This window comes from Pseudomonas sp. BT76 TE3572 (genome assembly GCF_050435365.1).
Classification (GTDB): domain Bacteria; phylum Pseudomonadota; class Gammaproteobacteria; order Pseudomonadales; family Pseudomonadaceae; genus Aquipseudomonas; species Aquipseudomonas fluorescens_W.
Genome location: NZ_JBNDKE010000001.1, coordinates 5,792,888 through 5,810,057 on the forward strand (window position 1 = coordinate 5,792,888; position 17,170 = coordinate 5,810,057).

Annotated in this window: 16 protein-coding genes; 3 read left to right on the forward strand and 13 right to left on the reverse strand. The window is 58.9% G+C overall.

Going from position 1 to position 17,170, the window contains the following annotated elements:
* The first annotated feature begins 18 nt into the window (after nt 1–18).
* Nucleotides 19–1,371 (forward strand): Fic family protein, encoded by a 1,353-nt coding sequence (locus ABH912_RS26415; protein ID WP_429511974.1) that lies wholly within the window; start codon nt 19–21, stop codon nt 1,369–1,371.
* A gap of 43 nt (nt 1,372–1,414) precedes the next feature.
* Here the strand turns inward: ABH912_RS26415 and ABH912_RS26420 are convergent, their stop codons facing one another.
* Genes ABH912_RS26420 through plsB form a run of 3 tightly spaced genes read right to left on the reverse strand, consistent with a single transcriptional unit; the run spans nt 1,415 to nt 5,088 of the window.
* A complete protein-coding gene (locus ABH912_RS26420) occupies nt 1,415–2,104 on the reverse strand; it encodes a DUF4197 domain-containing protein (protein ID WP_033056319.1) in 690 nt (229 codons plus the stop codon).
* A gap of 29 nt (nt 2,105–2,133) precedes the next feature.
* A complete protein-coding gene (locus ABH912_RS26425) occupies nt 2,134–2,532 on the reverse strand; it encodes a YbaY family lipoprotein (protein WP_033056318.1) in 399 nt (132 codons plus the stop codon).
* Nucleotides 2,533–2,583: 51 nt separating this feature from the next.
* The gene (gene plsB / locus ABH912_RS26430; RefSeq protein WP_429511975.1) at nt 2,584–5,088 is read right to left on the reverse strand and encodes a glycerol-3-phosphate 1-O-acyltransferase PlsB; all 2,505 of its coding nucleotides are present in this window, start codon (nt 5,086–5,088) and stop codon (nt 2,584–2,586) included.
* Between the two features lie 164 nt (nt 5,089–5,252).
* Between plsB and ABH912_RS26435 the strand changes: the two genes are divergently transcribed.
* On the forward strand, nt 5,253–5,462 hold the full coding sequence (locus ABH912_RS26435; protein WP_008146705.1) for a cold-shock protein: 210 nt from the start codon (nt 5,253–5,255) through the stop codon (nt 5,460–5,462).
* A 121-nt stretch (nt 5,463–5,583) separates the two neighbouring features.
* Here ABH912_RS26435 and ABH912_RS26440 read toward each other — a convergent pair whose 3' ends face one another.
* From ABH912_RS26440 to ABH912_RS26455, 4 genes are all read right to left on the reverse strand, one after another.
* Nucleotides 5,584–5,961: a hypothetical protein gene (locus ABH912_RS26440; RefSeq protein ID WP_074879738.1), complete on the reverse strand. Its 378-nt coding sequence runs from the start codon at nt 5,959–5,961 to the stop codon at nt 5,584–5,586.
* Between the two features lie 83 nt (nt 5,962–6,044).
* Entirely contained in the window at nt 6,045–6,854 is an 810-nt protein-coding gene (locus tag ABH912_RS26445) for a putative RNA methyltransferase (RefSeq protein WP_429511977.1), read from the reverse strand.
* The gene (gene dapE / locus ABH912_RS26450) at nt 6,854–8,005 is read right to left on the reverse strand and encodes a succinyl-diaminopimelate desuccinylase (protein WP_008146697.1); all 1,152 of its coding nucleotides are present in this window, start codon (nt 8,003–8,005) and stop codon (nt 6,854–6,856) included. The genes ABH912_RS26445 and dapE overlap by 1 nt, the downstream gene beginning before the upstream one ends.
* Nucleotides 8,006–8,204: 199 nt before the next feature.
* Nucleotides 8,205–10,796: a glycosyltransferase gene (locus tag ABH912_RS26455; protein WP_429511978.1), complete on the reverse strand. Its 2,592-nt coding sequence runs from the start codon at nt 10,794–10,796 to the stop codon at nt 8,205–8,207.
* 277 nt (nt 10,797–11,073) lie between these two features.
* Between ABH912_RS26455 and tcdA the strand changes: the two genes are divergently transcribed.
* A complete protein-coding gene (gene tcdA / locus ABH912_RS26460; protein WP_161807497.1) occupies nt 11,074–11,886 on the forward strand; it encodes a tRNA cyclic N6-threonylcarbamoyladenosine(37) synthase TcdA in 813 nt (270 codons plus the stop codon).
* A gap of 93 nt (nt 11,887–11,979) precedes the next feature.
* Here tcdA and ABH912_RS26465 read toward each other — a convergent pair whose 3' ends face one another.
* The 6 genes from ABH912_RS26465 to ABH912_RS26490 form a co-directional block, all read right to left on the reverse strand.
* Nucleotides 11,980–12,384 carry a SufE family protein gene (locus ABH912_RS26465; RefSeq protein WP_429511980.1) on the reverse strand — a complete coding sequence of 135 codons (405 nt, stop codon included), beginning with the start codon at nt 12,382–12,384 and terminating at the stop codon, nt 11,980–11,982.
* The gene (locus ABH912_RS26470; RefSeq protein ID WP_429511982.1) at nt 12,381–13,586 is read right to left on the reverse strand and encodes an aminotransferase class V-fold PLP-dependent enzyme; all 1,206 of its coding nucleotides are present in this window, start codon (nt 13,584–13,586) and stop codon (nt 12,381–12,383) included. Before ABH912_RS26470 ends, ABH912_RS26465 begins: the two co-directional genes overlap by 4 nt.
* A gap of 121 nt (nt 13,587–13,707) precedes the next feature.
* On the reverse strand, nt 13,708–14,742 hold the full coding sequence (dapD, locus tag ABH912_RS26475) for a 2,3,4,5-tetrahydropyridine-2,6-dicarboxylate N-succinyltransferase (RefSeq protein WP_429511984.1): 1,035 nt from the start codon (nt 14,740–14,742) through the stop codon (nt 13,708–13,710).
* Nucleotides 14,743–14,775: 33 nt separating this feature from the next.
* Nucleotides 14,776–15,084, reverse strand: a complete 309-nt coding sequence (locus ABH912_RS26480; protein ID WP_231670529.1) for an arsenate reductase — start codon at nt 15,082–15,084, stop codon at nt 14,776–14,778.
* A gap of 377 nt (nt 15,085–15,461) precedes the next feature.
* Nucleotides 15,462–16,208 (reverse strand): M12 family metallopeptidase, encoded by a 747-nt coding sequence (locus ABH912_RS26485; RefSeq protein ID WP_033056448.1) that lies wholly within the window; start codon nt 16,206–16,208, stop codon nt 15,462–15,464.
* Nucleotides 16,209–16,313: 105 nt separating this feature from the next.
* The gene (locus ABH912_RS26490; RefSeq protein WP_033056305.1) at nt 16,314–17,045 is read right to left on the reverse strand and encodes a M12 family metallopeptidase; all 732 of its coding nucleotides are present in this window, start codon (nt 17,043–17,045) and stop codon (nt 16,314–16,316) included.
* Between the last annotated feature and the right edge of the window lie 125 nt (nt 17,046–17,170).

Here is a 17,170-nt window from a genome sequence, read left to right on the forward strand (position 1 = left end):
GTTTTTGAGACAGTAATAATGAAAAAGCCACCGATTTTGAGGGGACGGACCGACCCGGTATTCGACCTGTTGGGGAAGTCGCCCCACAAGGAACGCCTCTCGGATTACCTCGCCTTGCTCAAGCCGCTGGACGATCAGGGACGTTATCTGCCTTTCGATGAGTTGCGCTACCGCTGGGCTCCGGGGCTGGATTCGAATCTGTGCTGGGCGCTGGTGAAGAAAGCCCGGACTGCGCAGTACTCAAGTCTTTTGCCGCTAGGCGAGCCGCTTCAATGGGGCAACTTCGTGCTCACGCCGTTGGCGCAGAAAGCTGTTTCCGCCGTCGATCGACGAGCCACAACGGCCGCGCTGGAGTACATGACCAGTCAGATTGGTGAGCATGCGCACTTCAGCTATCTGCTCAACGATTTGATCGAAGACGAAGCCATCAGCAGCAGCCAGCTCGAAGGCGCGGCGACCACCACGCGCGTGGCCAAGGACATGCTCAAACGCAATCGCCTGCCGCGCACGCCGGATGAGCGAATGGTGATCGGCAACTACAAGATGATGAATTTCGCCTGGGAAAAGCGTTATGACGCCCTGAGTGTCGAACTGATTTCAGCCATGCACCGGGTGGGTGTCGAGGGCATTGATGACGCGCAGTATTCGCCGGGGGCGTTCAGGGGCAACGATGATGTGGTGGTGCAGGACGGCGAGGGCAACACCGTGCATACACCGCCGCCCGCAGCAGGACTGGTGTCACGATTGCGGGTACTGTCGACGTGGATCAACCAGCCCCACAACGATCCCGATCAAGCGGATTACCTTCATCCACTGATCAAAGGCATCGCACTGCATTTTGCCCTGGGCTATGAGCATCCGTTCCGCGATGGCAACGGCCGGGTCGCGCGGGCACTGTTTTATTGGTTCATGTTCAAGAATGACTTCTCAGCCTTTCGCTACATTGCGATCAGCATTTTGCTGCGCAGTGCGCCGGTGAAATACGGGCGGTCGTATCTGAACACTGAGGCTGATGACCTCGACCTGACTTATTTCATCGATTTCCAGTGTTCGGTCATCCTGCGGGCTGTCAGCGGTTTCACCGAGGCATATCGGAAAAGTCTGGCGTATGCCGAAACCTTTGATCGCTGGTTGTTGGCGTCCGGTTTTTTTGACCGATTGACCGAGAAGCAGCGAGCCGTATTCCAAGCGGCCAAGAGCGGTATGGCCAAGGAGTTTACGGCGGTCAATGTGAAGGAGAATCTGGACTGTTCTTACAATACCGCTTCGGCCACGTTGAATGGGCTGGTCGAATTGGAGGTGTTTGAGAAAAGGAAGATGGGACGCGAGTGGGTGTTCTTTCTGCGGGCTCAAAACACAACTCCGTTCTGACCATTCCCCCGCAGAGCGTGGGAACGGTCAGCGGGAGAGAGTATTAGAGGGTACCAAACACCTTCTTCGCCAAACTCGTCGCTGCTGCTGCAGGATTCTGGCGAATGGCTTCTTCCTGTTTACCAATCATCTCGAACAGACCGTTCAACGCCTGCTCGGTCACATAGCTTTCGATGTTGGCGCTCTTCGCATCCACCACACCCATCGTCGCGGCTTGCCCTGCGAACGAGTTGTACTGCTTGGCCAGGCCGACCTGGTCGGTGGCTTGCTTGACGATTGGCAGGAACTTGACGCGGATCTGCTCGCGGCTGGTTTTGCTCAGGTACTGAGTGGCCGAGTCCTTGCCGCCGCTGAGAATGCCCTTGGCATCTTCCACGCTCATCTTCTTCACCGCGTCCACCAGGATCGGCTGGGCTTGCGTCACGGCGGTTTCAGCCGCTTTGTTCATGCTGGTTTCCAGCTGTTCGACCTGGTCGCCCATGCCGAACTGTTTCATCTTGCTGGCGACTTTGCCCAGTTTGCCCGGCAGTTCGATTTTCACGTCCGGGTTGTTGCTGAAGCCACCCGGCGTGCCGAGTTGTTTCACGGCCAGTTGCGCACCTTGAGTCAGGGCATCCTTGAGGCCGCCGGTGGCGTCGTTTTGTGACAGGTCGTTGAGCGACAACGCCAGGGCGCTGGCGGAGATCATCAAGCCTGCGCACAGGCCGGCGAAGCGAAGGGTAGGGCGGAACATGGCAGCTTCCTTAGTTCAAAAAATGAGAGTTAGCGAGCGGCGTCGACGCGGATTTTCAGAGGCTGCGGGTCGCTGCCATCCAGCTGCACGGCGTGATGTTCGGTGCTGATGAACATCAGTTCGCCATTCACTTCGATACGGGCGCTGACCGAATAATGATGGCCCGTTTTGACCTGCGCTGGATCGTAACTCAGATGAAATGGCAGCGGCACCTGGCCTTTGATCGGGCCTTTGTGTTCGTCGAGGACCACGGCGGGTGCGTCGGCCAGGGAAACGTCCTGCAAGCTGACGCTTAACGTGGCGCTCGGCGGCAGGGCGATGCGTTGCAGGTAGAACACTTCGCCATCGAGGGAGGTTTTAGCGGCAGGTTGCATCGACTGACAAGCGCCCAGCAGGGTAGTCATGGCCAATAAAGAGAGTTTTTTCATCGGAGATCTCCGTATCGAGGGCGCCAGATGAGGCCTGGCGCCCGTAGGAATTTAGTCGGATAGCGTCGGAGCCGAGACCTGATCCGCCGCATCTTCACTGCGATGCAACGCGACCTGACGGATCGACAAACGAATCTCCGCCGGCAACACGCGCTTGGCCGCGCCTTCGGCCAGTTCGCCGAGCAGTATGTGATAGCTCAGCTTGCCGGCCTCGTCGCGCTTGAGCACGTCGAGGTCGAGCATTGTCTGGATGAAGTGGCGGAACAGGCTCTTGTCGAAGAACTCCGGGGCGTTGAGGCCATGGAGGATCGACAGGCGCTGGGCCATGACCGTGCACAGGTCTTCCAGCTCTTCGGCGCTGATGCTGTTCTGACCGCTGTTGAGCAGCAGCGAAACCGTCATGTAGAAGCGCTGCAAGGTCTGGGCAATGCTTTTCGACAGCAGGGTCAGCAGCACGAAATGCCGCGAGCTCGGCGCCGGCCGCAGGTAGACATCATTCTCAAAACGCAGCAGACCTTGCTCGACGAAGGCTTCGAGCCATTGGTCGATCACCGCATCCAGCTCGTCCATCGACCAGCGAATGAACAGCTCCGATTGCAGGTACGGATACAGCGCACGGGTGTAGCGCAGGACCTGATCGCGGCTCATGCGCGAGGCGCTCTGGAAGAAGCTCGCCAGCAACGCCGGCAAGGCGAAGATGTGCAAAACGTTGTTGCGGTAGTAGGTCATCAGGACGGCGTTTTGCTCGTCCAGGTACAGAATCTTGCCCAGGGCATCGCTCTGCTCGGACAGCAGATCCATGTCCTTCACATGCTCGATCAACGCGCGGCCGTCACCTTCCGGCAGGGTGGTGTGCGGCGAATACGGGACCTTGCGCAACAGCGCCAGGTACAGATCGAGCACGCGCGCCATAGCGCGATCATCCAGCGCGAGACGGCTGGTGGACAGCAGCGCCAGGGCCACCAGGTTGACCGGGTTGATCGCCGCCGCTTCGTTCAAATGCTGCGCGACTTTCTCCCCGAGGCGGTTGGTGGTTTCGTTGAGCCAGGCCGGTTTGAACTGCGGGCCGAACTCCTGTTTACGCCAGTCCGGCTGTTCGCTGTCGAGGAATTCCGCCAGTTTGATCGGCTCGCCGAAGTTCACCGCCACCTGACCGAAACGCTGCTTGAGCGCGCCGATGACTTTGAAGATGTCGAAGATCGATTCTTTCTTCTTGGTCGCGCCACGCAGTTCGCCGAGGTAGGTCCGGCCTTCCAGCACGCGTTCATAACCGATGTAGACCGGGATGAAGACGATCGGCATCCGAGACGAACGCAGGAAGCTGCGCAGGGTAATCGCCAGCATCCCGGTTTTCGGCTGCAGCATGCGCCCGGTGCGCGAACGGCCGCCCTCGACGAAGTACTCCACCGGGAAGCCTTTGGTAAACAGGGTGTGCAGGTATTCGTTGAACACCGAGGTGTACAGCGGGTTGCCCTTGAAGGTGCGGCGCATGAAGAACGCACCGCCGCGTCGCAGCAGGCCGCCGATCCCCGGCATGTTGAGGTTGATCCCGGCGGCGATGTGCGGCGGGGTCAGGCCATTGCGGAACAGCAGATAGGACAGCAGCAGGTAGTCGATGTGGCTGCGGTGGCAGGGTACGTAGATCACTTCGTAACCCGGGGCGACGTTTTGCACGCCTTCGATGTTGTTGACCTTGATGCCGTCGTAGATCTTGTTCCAGAACCAGCTCAGCACCACTTCCATGAAGCGGATCGCGGTGTAGGTGTAGTCCGAGGCGATCTCGTTTCCATAGCGCAAGGCCTGGGCCTTGGCTTTCTCCGGGGAGATGTTCTCGCGCTCGGCTTCGTCGAGGATCGCTTGCTTGACCAGCGGCTGATTGAGCAGGCCTTTGACCAGGTTGCGGCGGTGGGAAATGTCCGGACCGATCACCGCCGCTTTCAGGTTGCGGAAGTGCACCCGCAGAATTCGCTGGGCCATGCGCACGGTGCGCTCGTGGCCCTTGTTGTGGTCGATCAGTTCGCGCAAATGGATCGGCGCCGAGAACTGCACCCGGGTTTTACGCCCCAGCACGATGATGCTCAGCAACCGACGCAGGCGCCCGGTGACTGCCCAGCTGTCGGCGAAGAGCAGTTTCCACGGGCTCGATTCGCTGTCCGGCGATTGGCCCCAGAACACGCTGACCGGAATGATCTGCGCGTCTTCGGCGGCGTTCTGGCTCAGGGCGCTGACCAGGCGGGTCAAGGTCGGCGGTGCACCACGCTTATCCTGACGACCCAGCCAATCAGGCTCCGGCGTGAGGTAAAAGAACGCGGCGGGCTCCATCAGCGTACCTACCGATACCGGCAACACCGGGCGGGGCAAACCCGCCTTGCTGCACTCGGTATCGACCACGGCCAGGTCGGTCAGCGAAGGGTTTTGCAGGACGTAGAACACCGGACGGCTGCGGTCGAGGTTGAGGGTGAACGACGACTGATTGATCGTCTCCGAGCGAACCCAGAGATAGAGCAGTCGGCGCAGGGTGCCAAACACAAGACGGCGGAACGGGGAACGGGTCATACGGCTTCTGCGTGAGTGAATAAAACCAAGCAATTGCTCGGGCGGGCGATAGTGTGCCGTATTCGCCGAAAATCGGCAAAAAAGCTCCTAAGTAAAGTTGAGTTGAGAGTTTTGGCGGCTGTCATATACTCGGCCGTTCAAAATAAAAACAAGGGGGTACTGACATGGCTACGCGCGAAACCGGCAATGTGAAGTGGTTCAACGATGCCAAGGGTTACGGATTCATTCAGCGCGAGGACGGGGTGGACGTGTTCGTGCATTACCGCGCGATTCGCGGCGAAGGGCATCGCTCCCTGGCTGAAGGTCAGCAGGTGGAGTACGGCGTGGTGACTGGCGAGAAGGGCTTGCAGGCTGAGGATGTTGTAGGTCTGTAAACCCACTCCTCGGATCTCACAAAACCCCTGTAGGAGCGAGGCTTGCCCGCGAAGCTTTTAGCGCCAGTGATGACGCCTTCGCGGGCAAGCCTCGCTCCTACAGGTTTTGTGGTGACCTGGATTACGCGGTTTTCCAGGTGATCTCTTCTTCACCGTCAGCGCTGATGCGCATCCAGCGATCAGCTGTCTCTTCACCTTCTTCTTCAACCCAGCTGCCCGGTGCGCAACGTACTTCGACGTTCAGCGCGGCAAACGCTGCGCGGGCGCAGGCGATGTCGTCTTCCCATGGGGTCTGGTCGCTGTCCAGGAACAGGCTGTTCCATTTGCCCACGGCTTTCGGCAGCCAGGTGACCGACACGTTGCCGGCCTTGCACTTGTAGGTCTGGCCTTTCTGGACCCAGTCGGTGCATGGGCCCAAAGCAGTGCCGAGCCAGGCCGCGACGGCCTTGTAGTCGACGTCGGCGTCTTTCAGGTAAATCTCGATATCGGGTTGGCGCATGGATGTCCTCACTGCGGGTCTGAAAAATCCATTCGCGGATTTAGCCGGTCTACGGCAACTGCCGAAGACCAAAAAATTAAAAATTATTGAAGTACGAAGTAATCGTAGCGCATTGAAATAGTGACCTCGAACGGCTCGACCTGTTCGATGACCGCCGCCCGGCGTTCAGCACTGGCGCGCCAGCCGTGGGGCGTCATGGCCAACAGGTTCGCCCGGTCCTGCCCCTTTTCCAGCGTCAGTTTGAACTCCAGGGTTTCGCTGTGTTGCAGCGCCATGCCGTCCGGCACCAAAGCCAGATGCTTGTCGTCGGTGTACTCACGGACTTCGTCGTAAAGCCGCTCGCGCAATTCCATCAGATGACCGCTGGTCGGCCCGACTTTCATCAAACCGCCACCGGGGCTGAGCAGGCGTTTGGCTTCCTCCCAGTCCAGCGGGCTGAAGACGCTGGCGAGAAACTGGCAGCTGCCAGAGGCCAACGGCACCCGCGCCATGCTGGCGATCAACCACGTCAGCTGCGGGTTGCGTTTGCAGGCGCGTTTGACCGCTTCCCGGGAGATGTCCAGCGCGTAACCGTCGGCGTTCGGCAAGGCCTCGGCGATTTGTGCGGTGTAGTAACCCTCGCCACAACCGATGTCCAGCCAGCGCTGAGGCGCGTATTGCGCCGCCAGTTCGGCCAGACGCTTGGCCACGGGTGCGTAATGACCAGCGTTCAAAAAGTCGCGTCGGGCCTCGACCATCGCCAGGTTATCCCCAGGGTCGCGGCTGTTCTTGTGCTGCACCGGCAACAGGTTCAGGTAACCCTGACGCGCACGGTCGAAACGATGCCCGGCGGGGCAGGCCACGCCGTTGTCCACCGCGTTCAGCGGTTCGCTGCAGATCGGGCAGGCGAGCATCAGGCGAGCAACTTGATCAGGGTCTGGTAATAAATTTCAGTCAGCACGTCGAGGTCGGCAGCCAGTACTCGTTCGTTGACCTGGTGGATCGTCGCGTTGACCGGGCCCAGTTCAACCACCTGAGTACCCATGGTCGCAATGAAACGCCCGTCGGAGGTGCCACCACTGGTGGACGCCTTGGTTTCACGACCGGTGATGTCCTTGATGCTCGACGCAACGGCATCCAGCAACGCACCCGGTTCGGTCAGGAACGGCAGGCCGGACAGCGCCCAGTCGATGTGCCAGTCCAGGCCATGTTTGTCGAGGATGTCAGCGACGCGCTTTTGCAGGCCTTCCACGGTGGATTCGGTGGAGAAGCGGAAGTTGAACACCGCCACCAGATCACCCGGGATCACGTTGGTCGCGCCGGTGCCGGAATTCACGTTGGAGATCTGGAAACTGGTCGGCGGGAAGAAATCGTTGCCGTGGTCCCAGTGCTCGGCGGCCAGTTCGGCCAGCGCCGGGGCGGCAAGGTGGATCGGGTTTTTCGCCAGGTGCGGATACGCCACGTGACCTTGCACGCCGCGAACGGTCAGCTTGGCACCGAGGGAGCCGCGACGGCCGTTCTTGACCACGTCGCCCACCAAGGTGGTGCTCGATGGTTCGCCGACGATGCACCAGTCCAGACGCTCCTTACGGGCGGCAAGGCGTTCGATCACCGCTTTGGTGCCGTGGTGCGCCGGGCCTTCTTCGTCGCTGGTGATCAGGAAAGCGACCTTGCCCTTGTGATCCGGATAGTCGGTGACGAAACGCTCGGCCGCCACGGTCATGGAGGCGAGGCTGCCTTTCATGTCCGCCGCGCCACGGCCGCAGAGCATGCCGTGTTCGTCGATGACTGCGTTGAACGGGTCGATTTGCCAGGCGGTCACCGGTCCGGTCGGCACCACGTCGGTGTGACCGGCGAAGCACAGTACCGGACCGTCGTGTTTACCGTGGGTGGCCCAGAAGTTATCCACATCTTCGATGCGCATTGGCTCAAGCGCAAAACCGGCATCGCCCAGGCGCTGCATCATCTGCTTCTGGCAATCGGCGTCGACCGGCGTCACGGACGGACGGCGGATCAGGTCGATGGCGAGTTGAAGGGTCGGCGAAAGGTCGGCGTGGGCCGTCATGTAAGACTCCGGAAGCTCTATTTGTAGGAGCGAGGCTTGCCCGCGAAGAACGATGATGAGGTTTTTCTGTTACACCGAGTCGCTTCATTCGCGGGCAAGCCTCGCTCCTACGGGATATGGGGGGCAAGGCGCGCAAAATGGCGGTTATCTTAAAGCAAAACGGCGGCCATTGGCCGCCGTTTAGTGCATCTGGAACGATTTAGACCGCCGGTGCCGTCTCGCCCTCGACCACCGGTTTCGGCAGCGAAGACAGAAACGCCATGATCAGCGCCGCCAGGTACGGCAGCGACTGCACGAGCAACATCGTCACCCAGAAGCGCATGTCGTTGCTCGGCAGGCCGTTCACCAGGAAAATCCCCAGCGCCGCGCTCCACAACAGCAGCATGATGAACATTTCTTCGCGAGCTTCCGAAATCGCCACCCAGAAGCCGTGGTTATCGGCGTTTTTCGGGGTGCGGAAGAACGGAATGCTGCTGGTGAAGAAGCCGTACAACACCGCTTTGGCGATGGTGTGCGACAACGCCAACCCGGCCAGTGCCGCGCAGAACGCATCCTTCAGGTTGACCCCGACCGCACGGCGGTAGAGGAAGATGATCTTGCCCACCTTGAACACGAACAGCGCCAGTGGCGGGATCGCGAAAATCAGCAACGGTGGATCGACCCGCTGCGGCACGATGATCATCGCCGACGACCACAACAGGGCGCCCACGGTGAAGAAGATGTTCATGCCGTCCGCCACCCACGGCAACCAGCCCGCGAGGAAGTGATAACGCTGGCCACGAGTCAGCTCGGTGTCCTTGCCGCGCAGCAAACTGGCGGTGTGACGCTTGATGATCTGAATCGCACCGTAAGCCCAGCGGAAACGCTGTTTCTTGAAGTCGATAAAGGTATCGGGCATCAGGCCTTTGCCGTAGCTGGTGTGGTAATACGCCGCTGACAGGCCTTTCTCGAACACGCGCAGACCCAACTCGGCGTCTTCACAGATGCACCAGTCAGCCCAGCCCAGTTCCTCGAGCACCGATCGCCGGGTCATGGTCATGGTGCCGTGCTGGATGATCGCGTCACGGTCGTTACGGGTAACCATGCCGATGTGGAAGAAGCCTTTGTATTCCGCGTAGCAGAGCTTCTTGAAGGTGCTTTCGTTCTGGTCGCGATAATCCTGCGGCGACTGCACCACGGCGATTTTCGGATCGGCGAAGTGCGGCACCATGTGCTTGAGCCAGTTCGGGTCGACGCAGTAGTCCGAGTCGATCACCGCAATCACTTCGGCATCCTTGGCGGTGTGCGGAATCAGGTAATTCAGCGCACCACCTTTGAAGCCTGCCAATGGCGCGACGTGGAAGAACTTGAAGCGCGGGCCGAGGGTTTCGCAATAATCGCGTACCGGTTCCCAGACCGCCGGGTCCTTGGTGTTGTTGTCGATGATCAGGACTTCGAAATCCGGATAGTCGAGGTTGGCCAGGGCGTTGAGGGTCTGTTTGACCATCTCCGGCGGCTCGTTGTAGCAAGGTACGTGAATCGAGACTTTCGGTCGGTAGTCCGAATCGCCCACCACCGGCAGGAATTCACGCCGGCGTTTGTGGGTCCAGACCGCTTCGGCCAGTTCATGCGCCTCGGTCAGTAGCACGATAAACACCCCGAGTGCGCCGAGCGCGAGCAAGAAGCCCACCGTCAGGCTGAACCAGGTGCTGTATTGCTGGCTGTAGTCGTAACCGATCCACACCAGCACCGAACCACAGAGGAACGCGATGAAGGTCAGGAAGGTGCGACCGCGCTGACGCAAGGCCGAGCCGTCGATCATCAGCAGGGTCAGGGACAGCAGAGCCAACACCACCGAACCGATGGCCAGCACGCGCCATTGCGGGATCGCGACGACGGGGCCTTCAAAGTTGAATTTCTGCTGGCGCGCGGCGTTGAACACGCCCCAGTAAGCGCCCACGGAACCTTCGTCGCTGGCTTTCCACGGTTGGTCAAAAGCTTCGATCACGAAGTAGTTGAAGCCTTGGCGATTGAGCTTGTTGACCAAGGTCCGCAGATAAATCGCCTGGTCTGCCGGCGACGCGTCGGCGCCACCGCGCATACGGCCGTTGCTCGGCCAGCCGACTTCCGACAGCAGCAGCGGTTTTTTCGGGAACATCTTTTTCAGGTCACGGGCCCGGTCGAGTACGAACTGCCCGGACTGCTCCATCGGAACATGTTCCCAGTACGGCAGGACGTGGGCGGCGATCAGGTCGACGTGCTTGGCCAGGCTCGGGTTTTCTTCCCAGACGTGCCATTGCTCGGAGGTCGTCACCGGCACTTTCACGGCTGCGCGGACGCGATCAAGGATCACGCTCAGTTCGGCGGCAGTAATTTCCTTACGGAAGATCGCCTCGTTACCGACCACCACGCGAACCACGCTGCGGGAGGTATTGGCCAGGTCAATCGCGCGCAGGATTTCACGCTCGTTGCGCTCCTGGTCCGGGCTGATCCAGATACCCAGCGTCACGCGCAAACCGAATTCTTCGGCGAGCTTGGGAATATCACCCAGGCTGCCATCGACCGAGTAAGTACGGATGTTGTCCGTCAGCTTGCTCATGATCTCCAGATCGCGACGCATTTCATCGTCGGTCGGGTATTGCTCTTTTTGTGGGTACTGCCCTTGCTGGAACGGCGAGTACGAAAAGCCGGAGATCTGTTCAGGCCAGTTGGGGGCGGTGACCGGGCGATTGATCAGCGCCCAGAAGCCGGTAAACAAGGCTGCGATGGCGAGCACCACGACCAGGTTGAGTCCAAATTTACGCGATGACATAGCTATTTCGGGTTCCAAAGGCTGTGGAACGAAGGAACGGGTGGCTACCGCCAAGGGGCGCGCATCCTACACCGGGCGTTCACTGACCGTACAGCGGACAGGGAAATGCCGGACGTTGGGCAATCCAACTCGGCTTAAGTTCTTTCGTTGGACCTTGTAGGTTAAATCTTGGTTCTGTGTAGGCTGAATAATGAGATCAAGACGCCCGTTCATAGCCCAAAGATGCTCTTGGCCGCTGACGGCCCTATAATGCGCGCCGGTTTTTGGGGTAATGGTCATGAGTACAGAAGATCCGCGGTTTGCAGGCATCGCCCGTTTGTATGGCATCGAAGGGCTTGAGCGCTTGCGCGCGGCCCACGTGGCGATCGTCGGCGTGGGTGGCGTCGGTTCCTGGGCGGCGGAAGCTGTCGCCCGTTGCGGCGTTGGCGAGATTTCGCTGTTTGACCTCGACGACGTCTGCGTCAGCAACGCCAACCGTCAGTTGCACGCGCTGGACAGCACCGTCGGCAAACCCAAGGTCGAGGTGATGGCCGAGCGCCTGCGCGGGATCAACCCGGACTGCACCGTGCACGCGGTGGCGGATTTCGTCACCCGCGAGACCATGGCCGAATACATCACGCCGAATATCGACTGCGTCATTGATTGCATCGACAGCGTGAATGCCAAGGCGGCGCTGATTGCCTGGTGCAAGCGTCGCAAGATTCAGATCATCACCACCGGCGGTGCAGGCGGGCAAATTGATCCGACGCTGATCCAGGTCTGCGACTTGAACCGGACCTTCAATGATCCGTTGGCCTCGAAAGTGCGCTCGACCTTGCGCCGCGATTACAACTTCTCACGCACCGTGACCCGCCATTACAGCGTGCCGTGCGTGTTTTCCACCGAACAACTGCGTTACCCGAAACCGGATGGCAGCATTTGCTTGCAGAAGAGTTTTGTCGGTGATGGTGTGAAACTCGACTGCGCCGGAGGGTTTGGTGCGGTGATGATGGTGACGGCGACGTTTGGCATGGTCGCGGCGACCAAGGCTGTGGATAAGATTGTTGCCGGGGTGCGGCGCCCCGCGGATCGCATCAAGCCTGAGGCTTGAAACACCCTCCCTGTAGGAGCGAGGCTTGCCCGCGAAGGCGTTTTATCCGACACACCGCTTTCGCGGGCAAGCCTCGCTCCTACAGGTGTAGGTTTAGTTGGCCAACTCACGCATCCGCTGTAACACCGCATTCAAGCCATTGCTACGGGACTGGGACAACTGGCGACCCAGGCCCAACTGATTAAACCAATCCGGCAAATCCACTTGCTGCAACTCAACCGCCGACAACCCGTTAACCCGCGCCAGCAGCAACGCCACCAACCCGCGAATCAATCGTGCATCGCTGCTGGCACTGAATTGCCAGTGCCCGTCCTGCAACGTGCCGACCAACCACACCTGGCTTTCACAGCCATGCACGCGGTTGGCGTCACTCTTATCCACATCACTCAACGCGGGCAGACGGTCGCCCCATTGCATCAACAGCCGCGCCCGTTGTTCCCAGCCGGCAGCCTTCTGAAAAGTCTCCAGCGCCGTAGCCGCGTCGGCAGACAAGTTCATCGCAACAACTCCAGCGCCTGATCCAGCGCTTCAAAGAACCGCTCCAGGTCTTCGGAATCGTTGTACAGCGCCAACGACACCCGGATCGCCCCAGCCAGCTCAAAATGCTTGAGCAACGGCATGGCGCAGTGATGACCGGCGCGCACCGCGATCCCCTGTTCCGTCAGCAAATGCGCCAAATCAGAGTTATGCACACCCTCGACGACAAAACTGGCCAGCGCCAGTTGCGGCTTGCCCAGCAACCGAATGCCGTTGCGCGCTTCAAGGCCTTTGAGCAAATAGTCATGCAGCGCTGCTTCATGGGCGCAAACCGCGTCCTGATCAAGCCCGGCCAGATAATCCAGCGTCGCGCCCAAACCAATCACACCGGCAATCGGCGGCGTACCCGCCTCGAAACCCAGCGGCGCCGGGCGGAACCGTGCGCTGTGGTAATCCGCATCCAGCACCATTTCGCCGCCGAATTGCCAATGACGCAGTTGCTCAAGCGCTTCGTTGCGACCGAACAGCACGCCCAGACCCTCGGGGCCGTAGAGCTTGTGGCTGGAAAACACATAGAAGTCGCAACCCAACGCCTGCACGTCGTGCCGACCGTGGACCACCCCTTGGGCGCCATCGATCACAGTCAGTGCGTTATGCGCCTTGGCCATCGTCAAGAGGGCGGGCAACGGCTGCCAGGCGCCGAGTACGTTGGACAACTGACTGACTGCCAGCAAACGGGTTCGCGGACCGATCATCTGCGCGGCAGCATCAAGGTCAATCAAACCGTCGGCGTCCAGTGGCAGGATCACCAGCTTCAGGTCGCGGCGGTGGGCCAGTTGCTGCCACGGCAACAGATTGGCGTGATGCTCCAGGGCGCTGATGACAATTTCATCGCCCGGATTGAAAAGATGTTCCAGGCCGTAAGCCAGGAGGTTCAACGCAGACGTTGCGCCATGGGTAAAGATGATCTGCCCGCAATCGCCGGCATTGAGCCAGTGGGCGACTTTGCTGCGGCTGGCCTCGAACGCCTGGGTGGCGTGGGCGCCGGGCAGGTGTTGCGCCCGATGCACGTTGGCCGCGCCGTTGGCGTAGTAATGCGCCAGGGCATCCAGCAGGGCTTGAGGTTTTTGCGTGGTGGCGGCGTTGTCCAGATAGGTCTGGTCTTGCCGTTGCAATGCGGCGATGGCCGGAAAATCGGCGCGCCAGGGAGAGGGAATCATCATGCTGTCGGGCCCTGGTGGGTTTACGCCGGACCTTGTAGGAGCGAGCCTGCTCGCGAAGGCGTCCGCGAGGTCGCCAAAAGCTTCGCGAGCAGGCTCGCTCCTACAGGTGATCATGCACTGCTTAGTTGTGAGCGTGCAGCGCTTCGTTCAGTTCGATCGCCGATTTGTGGGTTTTGCATTCCACGGCACCGGTCTCCGAATTGCGGCGGAACAGCAGGTCAGGCTGACCGGCCAGTTCACGAGCCTTCACGACTTTGACCAGTTTGTTGTTTTCGTCCAGCAGCGCCACTTTGGTACCCGCGGTCACGTACAGGCCCGACTCAACGGTGTTGCGATCGCCCAACGGAATGCCGATACCGGCGTTCGCGCCGATCAGGCAGCCTTCGCCGACCTTGATCACGATGTTGCCGCCGCCCGACAGGGTGCCCATGGTCGAGCAACCGCCGCCCAGGTCCGAACCCTTGCCGACGAATACGCCAGCGGAAACGCGGCCTTCGATCATGCCAGGGCCTTCGGTGCCGGCGTTGAAGTTGACGAAACCTTCGTGCATCACGGTGGTGCCTTCGCCCACATAAGCGCCCAGACGAATACGTGCCGCGTCAGCGATGCGCACGCCGGCCGGAACCACGTAGTCGGTCATTTTCGGGAATTTGTCCACCGAGAACACTTCCAGCAGCTCGCCACGCAGACGGGCTTCCAGTTGATGCTCGGCCAGCTCGGCGAGGTCGATTGCGCCCTGGCTGGTCCATGCCACGTTCGGCAGCAACGGGAACACACCCGCCAGGTTCAGGCCGTGCGGCTTGACCAGACGATGGGACAGCAGGTGCAGCTTGAGGTAGGCCTCAGGGGTGGAGGTCAACTGAGCGTCTTCGGCCAGAATGGTCGCGACCAGCGGCTTGTGACTCTCGGCCAGACGGGTCAGCAAGGCGGCCTGGGCAGCGTCGACGCTTTTCAGGATTTCAGCCAGTTGGGAGGCCTGAGCGGTAGTGAACGCGATGGCCTGATTGCCTTCGGTGTAGCCCAGAATTGGCGCGATGGCAGCGACCAGTTCGGCCGAAGGGTTGAGCAGTGGCTGCGCGTAAAACACTTCCAGCCATGCACCTTGACGGTTTTGAGTGCCGACACCAAAGGCCAGGCTGAACGGGGTAGTGGACATGTTGATACCTCTAACAAAATGGAACGGGCTGCCTTACTTGAGCGCTGCCGCGTAGATATCTGGCTTGAAGCCAATCAGGGTTCGGTCACCGAGATCAAGCACCGGGCGCTTGATCATCGAGGGTTGTGCGAGCATCAGTTCGATGGCTTTCGGCTGGTCGAGATCGGCTTTGCGTTCGTCGTCGAGCTTGCGAAAGGTCGTGCCAGCACGGTTCAACACCACTTGCCAGCCGTGCTCGTCGCACCATTGGTTCAGGTGTTCACGGTCGATGCCGACCGTCTTGTAATCATGAAAGTCATAGCTGACAGCGTGTTCATCGAGCCAGGTGCGCGCCTTTTTCATGGTGTCGCAGGCTTTGATGCCGAAAAGGTGCAACGTTTTGCTTGAGACGGTCAAGGAATTGCCCCCTTTAGCAGGTGCTGAAAATAAAAGGTGACGGATTATGCCATGACCGGACGGTTTCGCGTCGGTCGTGCTCGGGTTTGTCCGTGGGTCGTGGCGATCAGCCATTGCATGCGACATGGGTGAAACGGCTTGCCCGCAGTCTAAACGACTAATATGGCACTTCAATGCTGTCGATTGTCTTGGCAACCGCGCTTTATGTGGGGCGTTGCGGGCGCAGCGCCTGGAGTTGTATAGCCTCCTCAGCCGTCATCACCAGAGGGGTGATGACGTATTGCGAGAAGTGCCGGATGAGCTAGCCTGTGCGTTCGCTGGACTCAGTCAGCTTCGTCCGGTCGAAATTTTGGGTAGGCTTTACGCATGACTCGCCTGTCCAGCATGCTGATTTTGGTGTTGATACCCACTTCCCAATCCCCTGTTGTCAGTTCGTTCGGGACTGCGTAGTGCATGATCGAATCCTTGTCATAGCGACCCCATAGATGGTCGCTGCCTCCAAGGGGCATCAGGACGTTAAAATCCGTGTCTGCCTCGGTCCACCCATAGTGGGTTCTATAAAACTCGTAAACCTTTGGTTTGTCCCAGGGAATGTTCGCTTTTGGATGCTGCTGCTCGTGCTGCAGGCCCAACGCGTGACCGAACTCATGCAGTACGGTTATTTCGAATTCTGGATGGTCGAATTCAATATTCAAATTCAGCGTCGGTACATGTTGTTCGTACAACAACGCATCAGTGCCTACTGCGGAGTTGTTTGCCGCGCTGGATGTTGAAATCCTGATCTCGCTTTCGCCTTGGTCAATAAATTCGAACTGCAAGTTCACAGAGGGTTGCCATTGCTTGATCATCGCTTCGATGGCAAGCCTTTTCGGTTGAGTTGGAGTATCCACGAACGCGATTCTTAACGTCCGGCCATTAGCCCAGAATTTGCTCCAGGTACCAATGGCACGCTTGGAACGTCGGCCCGTGGAAGAGCGTTGTGCGTTGTCGGGGTTTTCCAGGATGGCGGCGTCGTAAGAGGCGAGTTCATCAATTGGGCGGATCGTTTTACAAGGAGTACTCATGTTCATGATTGATGTGCTTATAGTGTACTTATAGTCGTTTGGATGGCGGCAGTGCTCGTCCGTTAACTTAAAGACGATGCCCCTGTTATTGATCATTGCAAAGAATAAGTTTTAGCGCTTGGGATAGAGCAGTTTCATCAAGCGCTTGTCTTTTTTGCTGATCTTGCGGTTGATTGGAATTTCCCAGTCACCCAATGTCAGGGTGTTCGCCACTGGATGGTGCATGATCGACTTTCTGTCGTACGGCGTATAAATCGCTTCGATTGTATCGAAGGGCTGAAACAGGTTCCTGTCGACTTGTTCTTTGGTCAGTGGATTCATTTCTCGGTTCTGGTAGAACGCATACACTTTTGGTTTATCCCAGGGGATATTGGCCTCAGGGTGTTGGTGTTCATGCATGGCGCCTAAGGCATGCCCAAACTCATGAGTCACGATCACATCGAAGTCTTCATGTTCGGGCTTGACCCCCAGGTTCATGGTTGGCCAGTCTGGATGAATCAATAGCGCGTCAGTGCCCAGCATTGAACTGTTGTCATTGTTTTTGGTTGCGATTCGGATATCACCTTCAAGCCCCTCGACGAAATCGAAGGTCAGATTGATATGGGGCAACCATTGTTTGGCTGCATTGATGATCTTCTGTTTGTGTGCATTATCGGGGCCGTCGATAAACGCGATCTTGAGTGTGCGCCCGTTTGCCCACAGTTTTGAATAATTGATCAGAGAGCGTTTGCGACGAGTGCCGCCGCCCTTACTGGCATTCTCAGGATTCTCGTTGATGGCGGCTTCGTAGGATTGTTGATCGTCGGGCCATTGGATAAGGGTGCAGTCTTCAATGCTGTTCATTGGCTACTTCTTCCATGAAGTAAGGTTGTGTGAGTGCGCACACTAATGTGCTGCATGAGAGTAAGGGGAACTCTGCAGTGTGGTGAGCTTTAATTGTGGACGAAATGTAACTGGCTATATAAGAG

Bases quoted from the DNA above. Each gene is read 5' to 3' on its own strand.
- ABH912_RS26415 (WP_429511974.1), top strand. From the start codon at position 19: ATGAAAAAGCCACCGATTTTGAGGGGACGGACCGACCCGGTATTCGAC.
- ABH912_RS26420 (WP_033056319.1), bottom strand. From the start codon at position 2,104: ATGTTCCGCCCTACCCTTCGCTTCGCCGGCCTGTGCGCAGGCTTGATG.
- ABH912_RS26425 (WP_033056318.1), bottom strand. From the start codon at position 2,532: ATGAAAAAACTCTCTTTATTGGCCATGACTACCCTGCTGGGCGCTTGT.
- plsB (WP_429511975.1), bottom strand. From the start codon at position 5,088: ATGACCCGTTCCCCGTTCCGCCGTCTTGTGTTTGGCACCCTGCGCCGA.
- ABH912_RS26435 (WP_008146705.1), top strand. From the start codon at position 5,253: ATGGCTACGCGCGAAACCGGCAATGTGAAGTGGTTCAACGATGCCAAG.
- ABH912_RS26440 (WP_074879738.1), bottom strand. From the start codon at position 5,961: ATGCGCCAACCCGATATCGAGATTTACCTGAAAGACGCCGACGTCGAC.
- ABH912_RS26445 (WP_429511977.1), bottom strand. From the start codon at position 6,854: ATGCTCGCCTGCCCGATCTGCAGCGAACCGCTGAACGCGGTGGACAAC.
- dapE (WP_008146697.1), bottom strand. From the start codon at position 8,005: ATGACGGCCCACGCCGACCTTTCGCCGACCCTTCAACTCGCCATCGAC.
- ABH912_RS26455 (WP_429511978.1), bottom strand. From the start codon at position 10,796: ATGTCATCGCGTAAATTTGGACTCAACCTGGTCGTGGTGCTCGCCATC.
- tcdA (WP_161807497.1), top strand. From the start codon at position 11,074: ATGAGTACAGAAGATCCGCGGTTTGCAGGCATCGCCCGTTTGTATGGC.
- ABH912_RS26465 (WP_429511980.1), bottom strand. From the start codon at position 12,384: ATGAACTTGTCTGCCGACGCGGCTACGGCGCTGGAGACTTTTCAGAAG.
- ABH912_RS26470 (WP_429511982.1), bottom strand. From the start codon at position 13,586: ATGATGATTCCCTCTCCCTGGCGCGCCGATTTTCCGGCCATCGCCGCA.
- dapD (WP_429511984.1), bottom strand. From the start codon at position 14,742: ATGTCCACTACCCCGTTCAGCCTGGCCTTTGGTGTCGGCACTCAAAAC.
- ABH912_RS26480 (WP_231670529.1), bottom strand. From the start codon at position 15,084: ATGAAAAAGGCGCGCACCTGGCTCGATGAACACGCTGTCAGCTATGAC.
- ABH912_RS26485 (WP_033056448.1), bottom strand. From the start codon at position 16,208: ATGAACATGAGTACTCCTTGTAAAACGATCCGCCCAATTGATGAACTC.
- ABH912_RS26490 (WP_033056305.1), bottom strand. From the start codon at position 17,045: ATGAACAGCATTGAAGACTGCACCCTTATCCAATGGCCCGACGATCAA.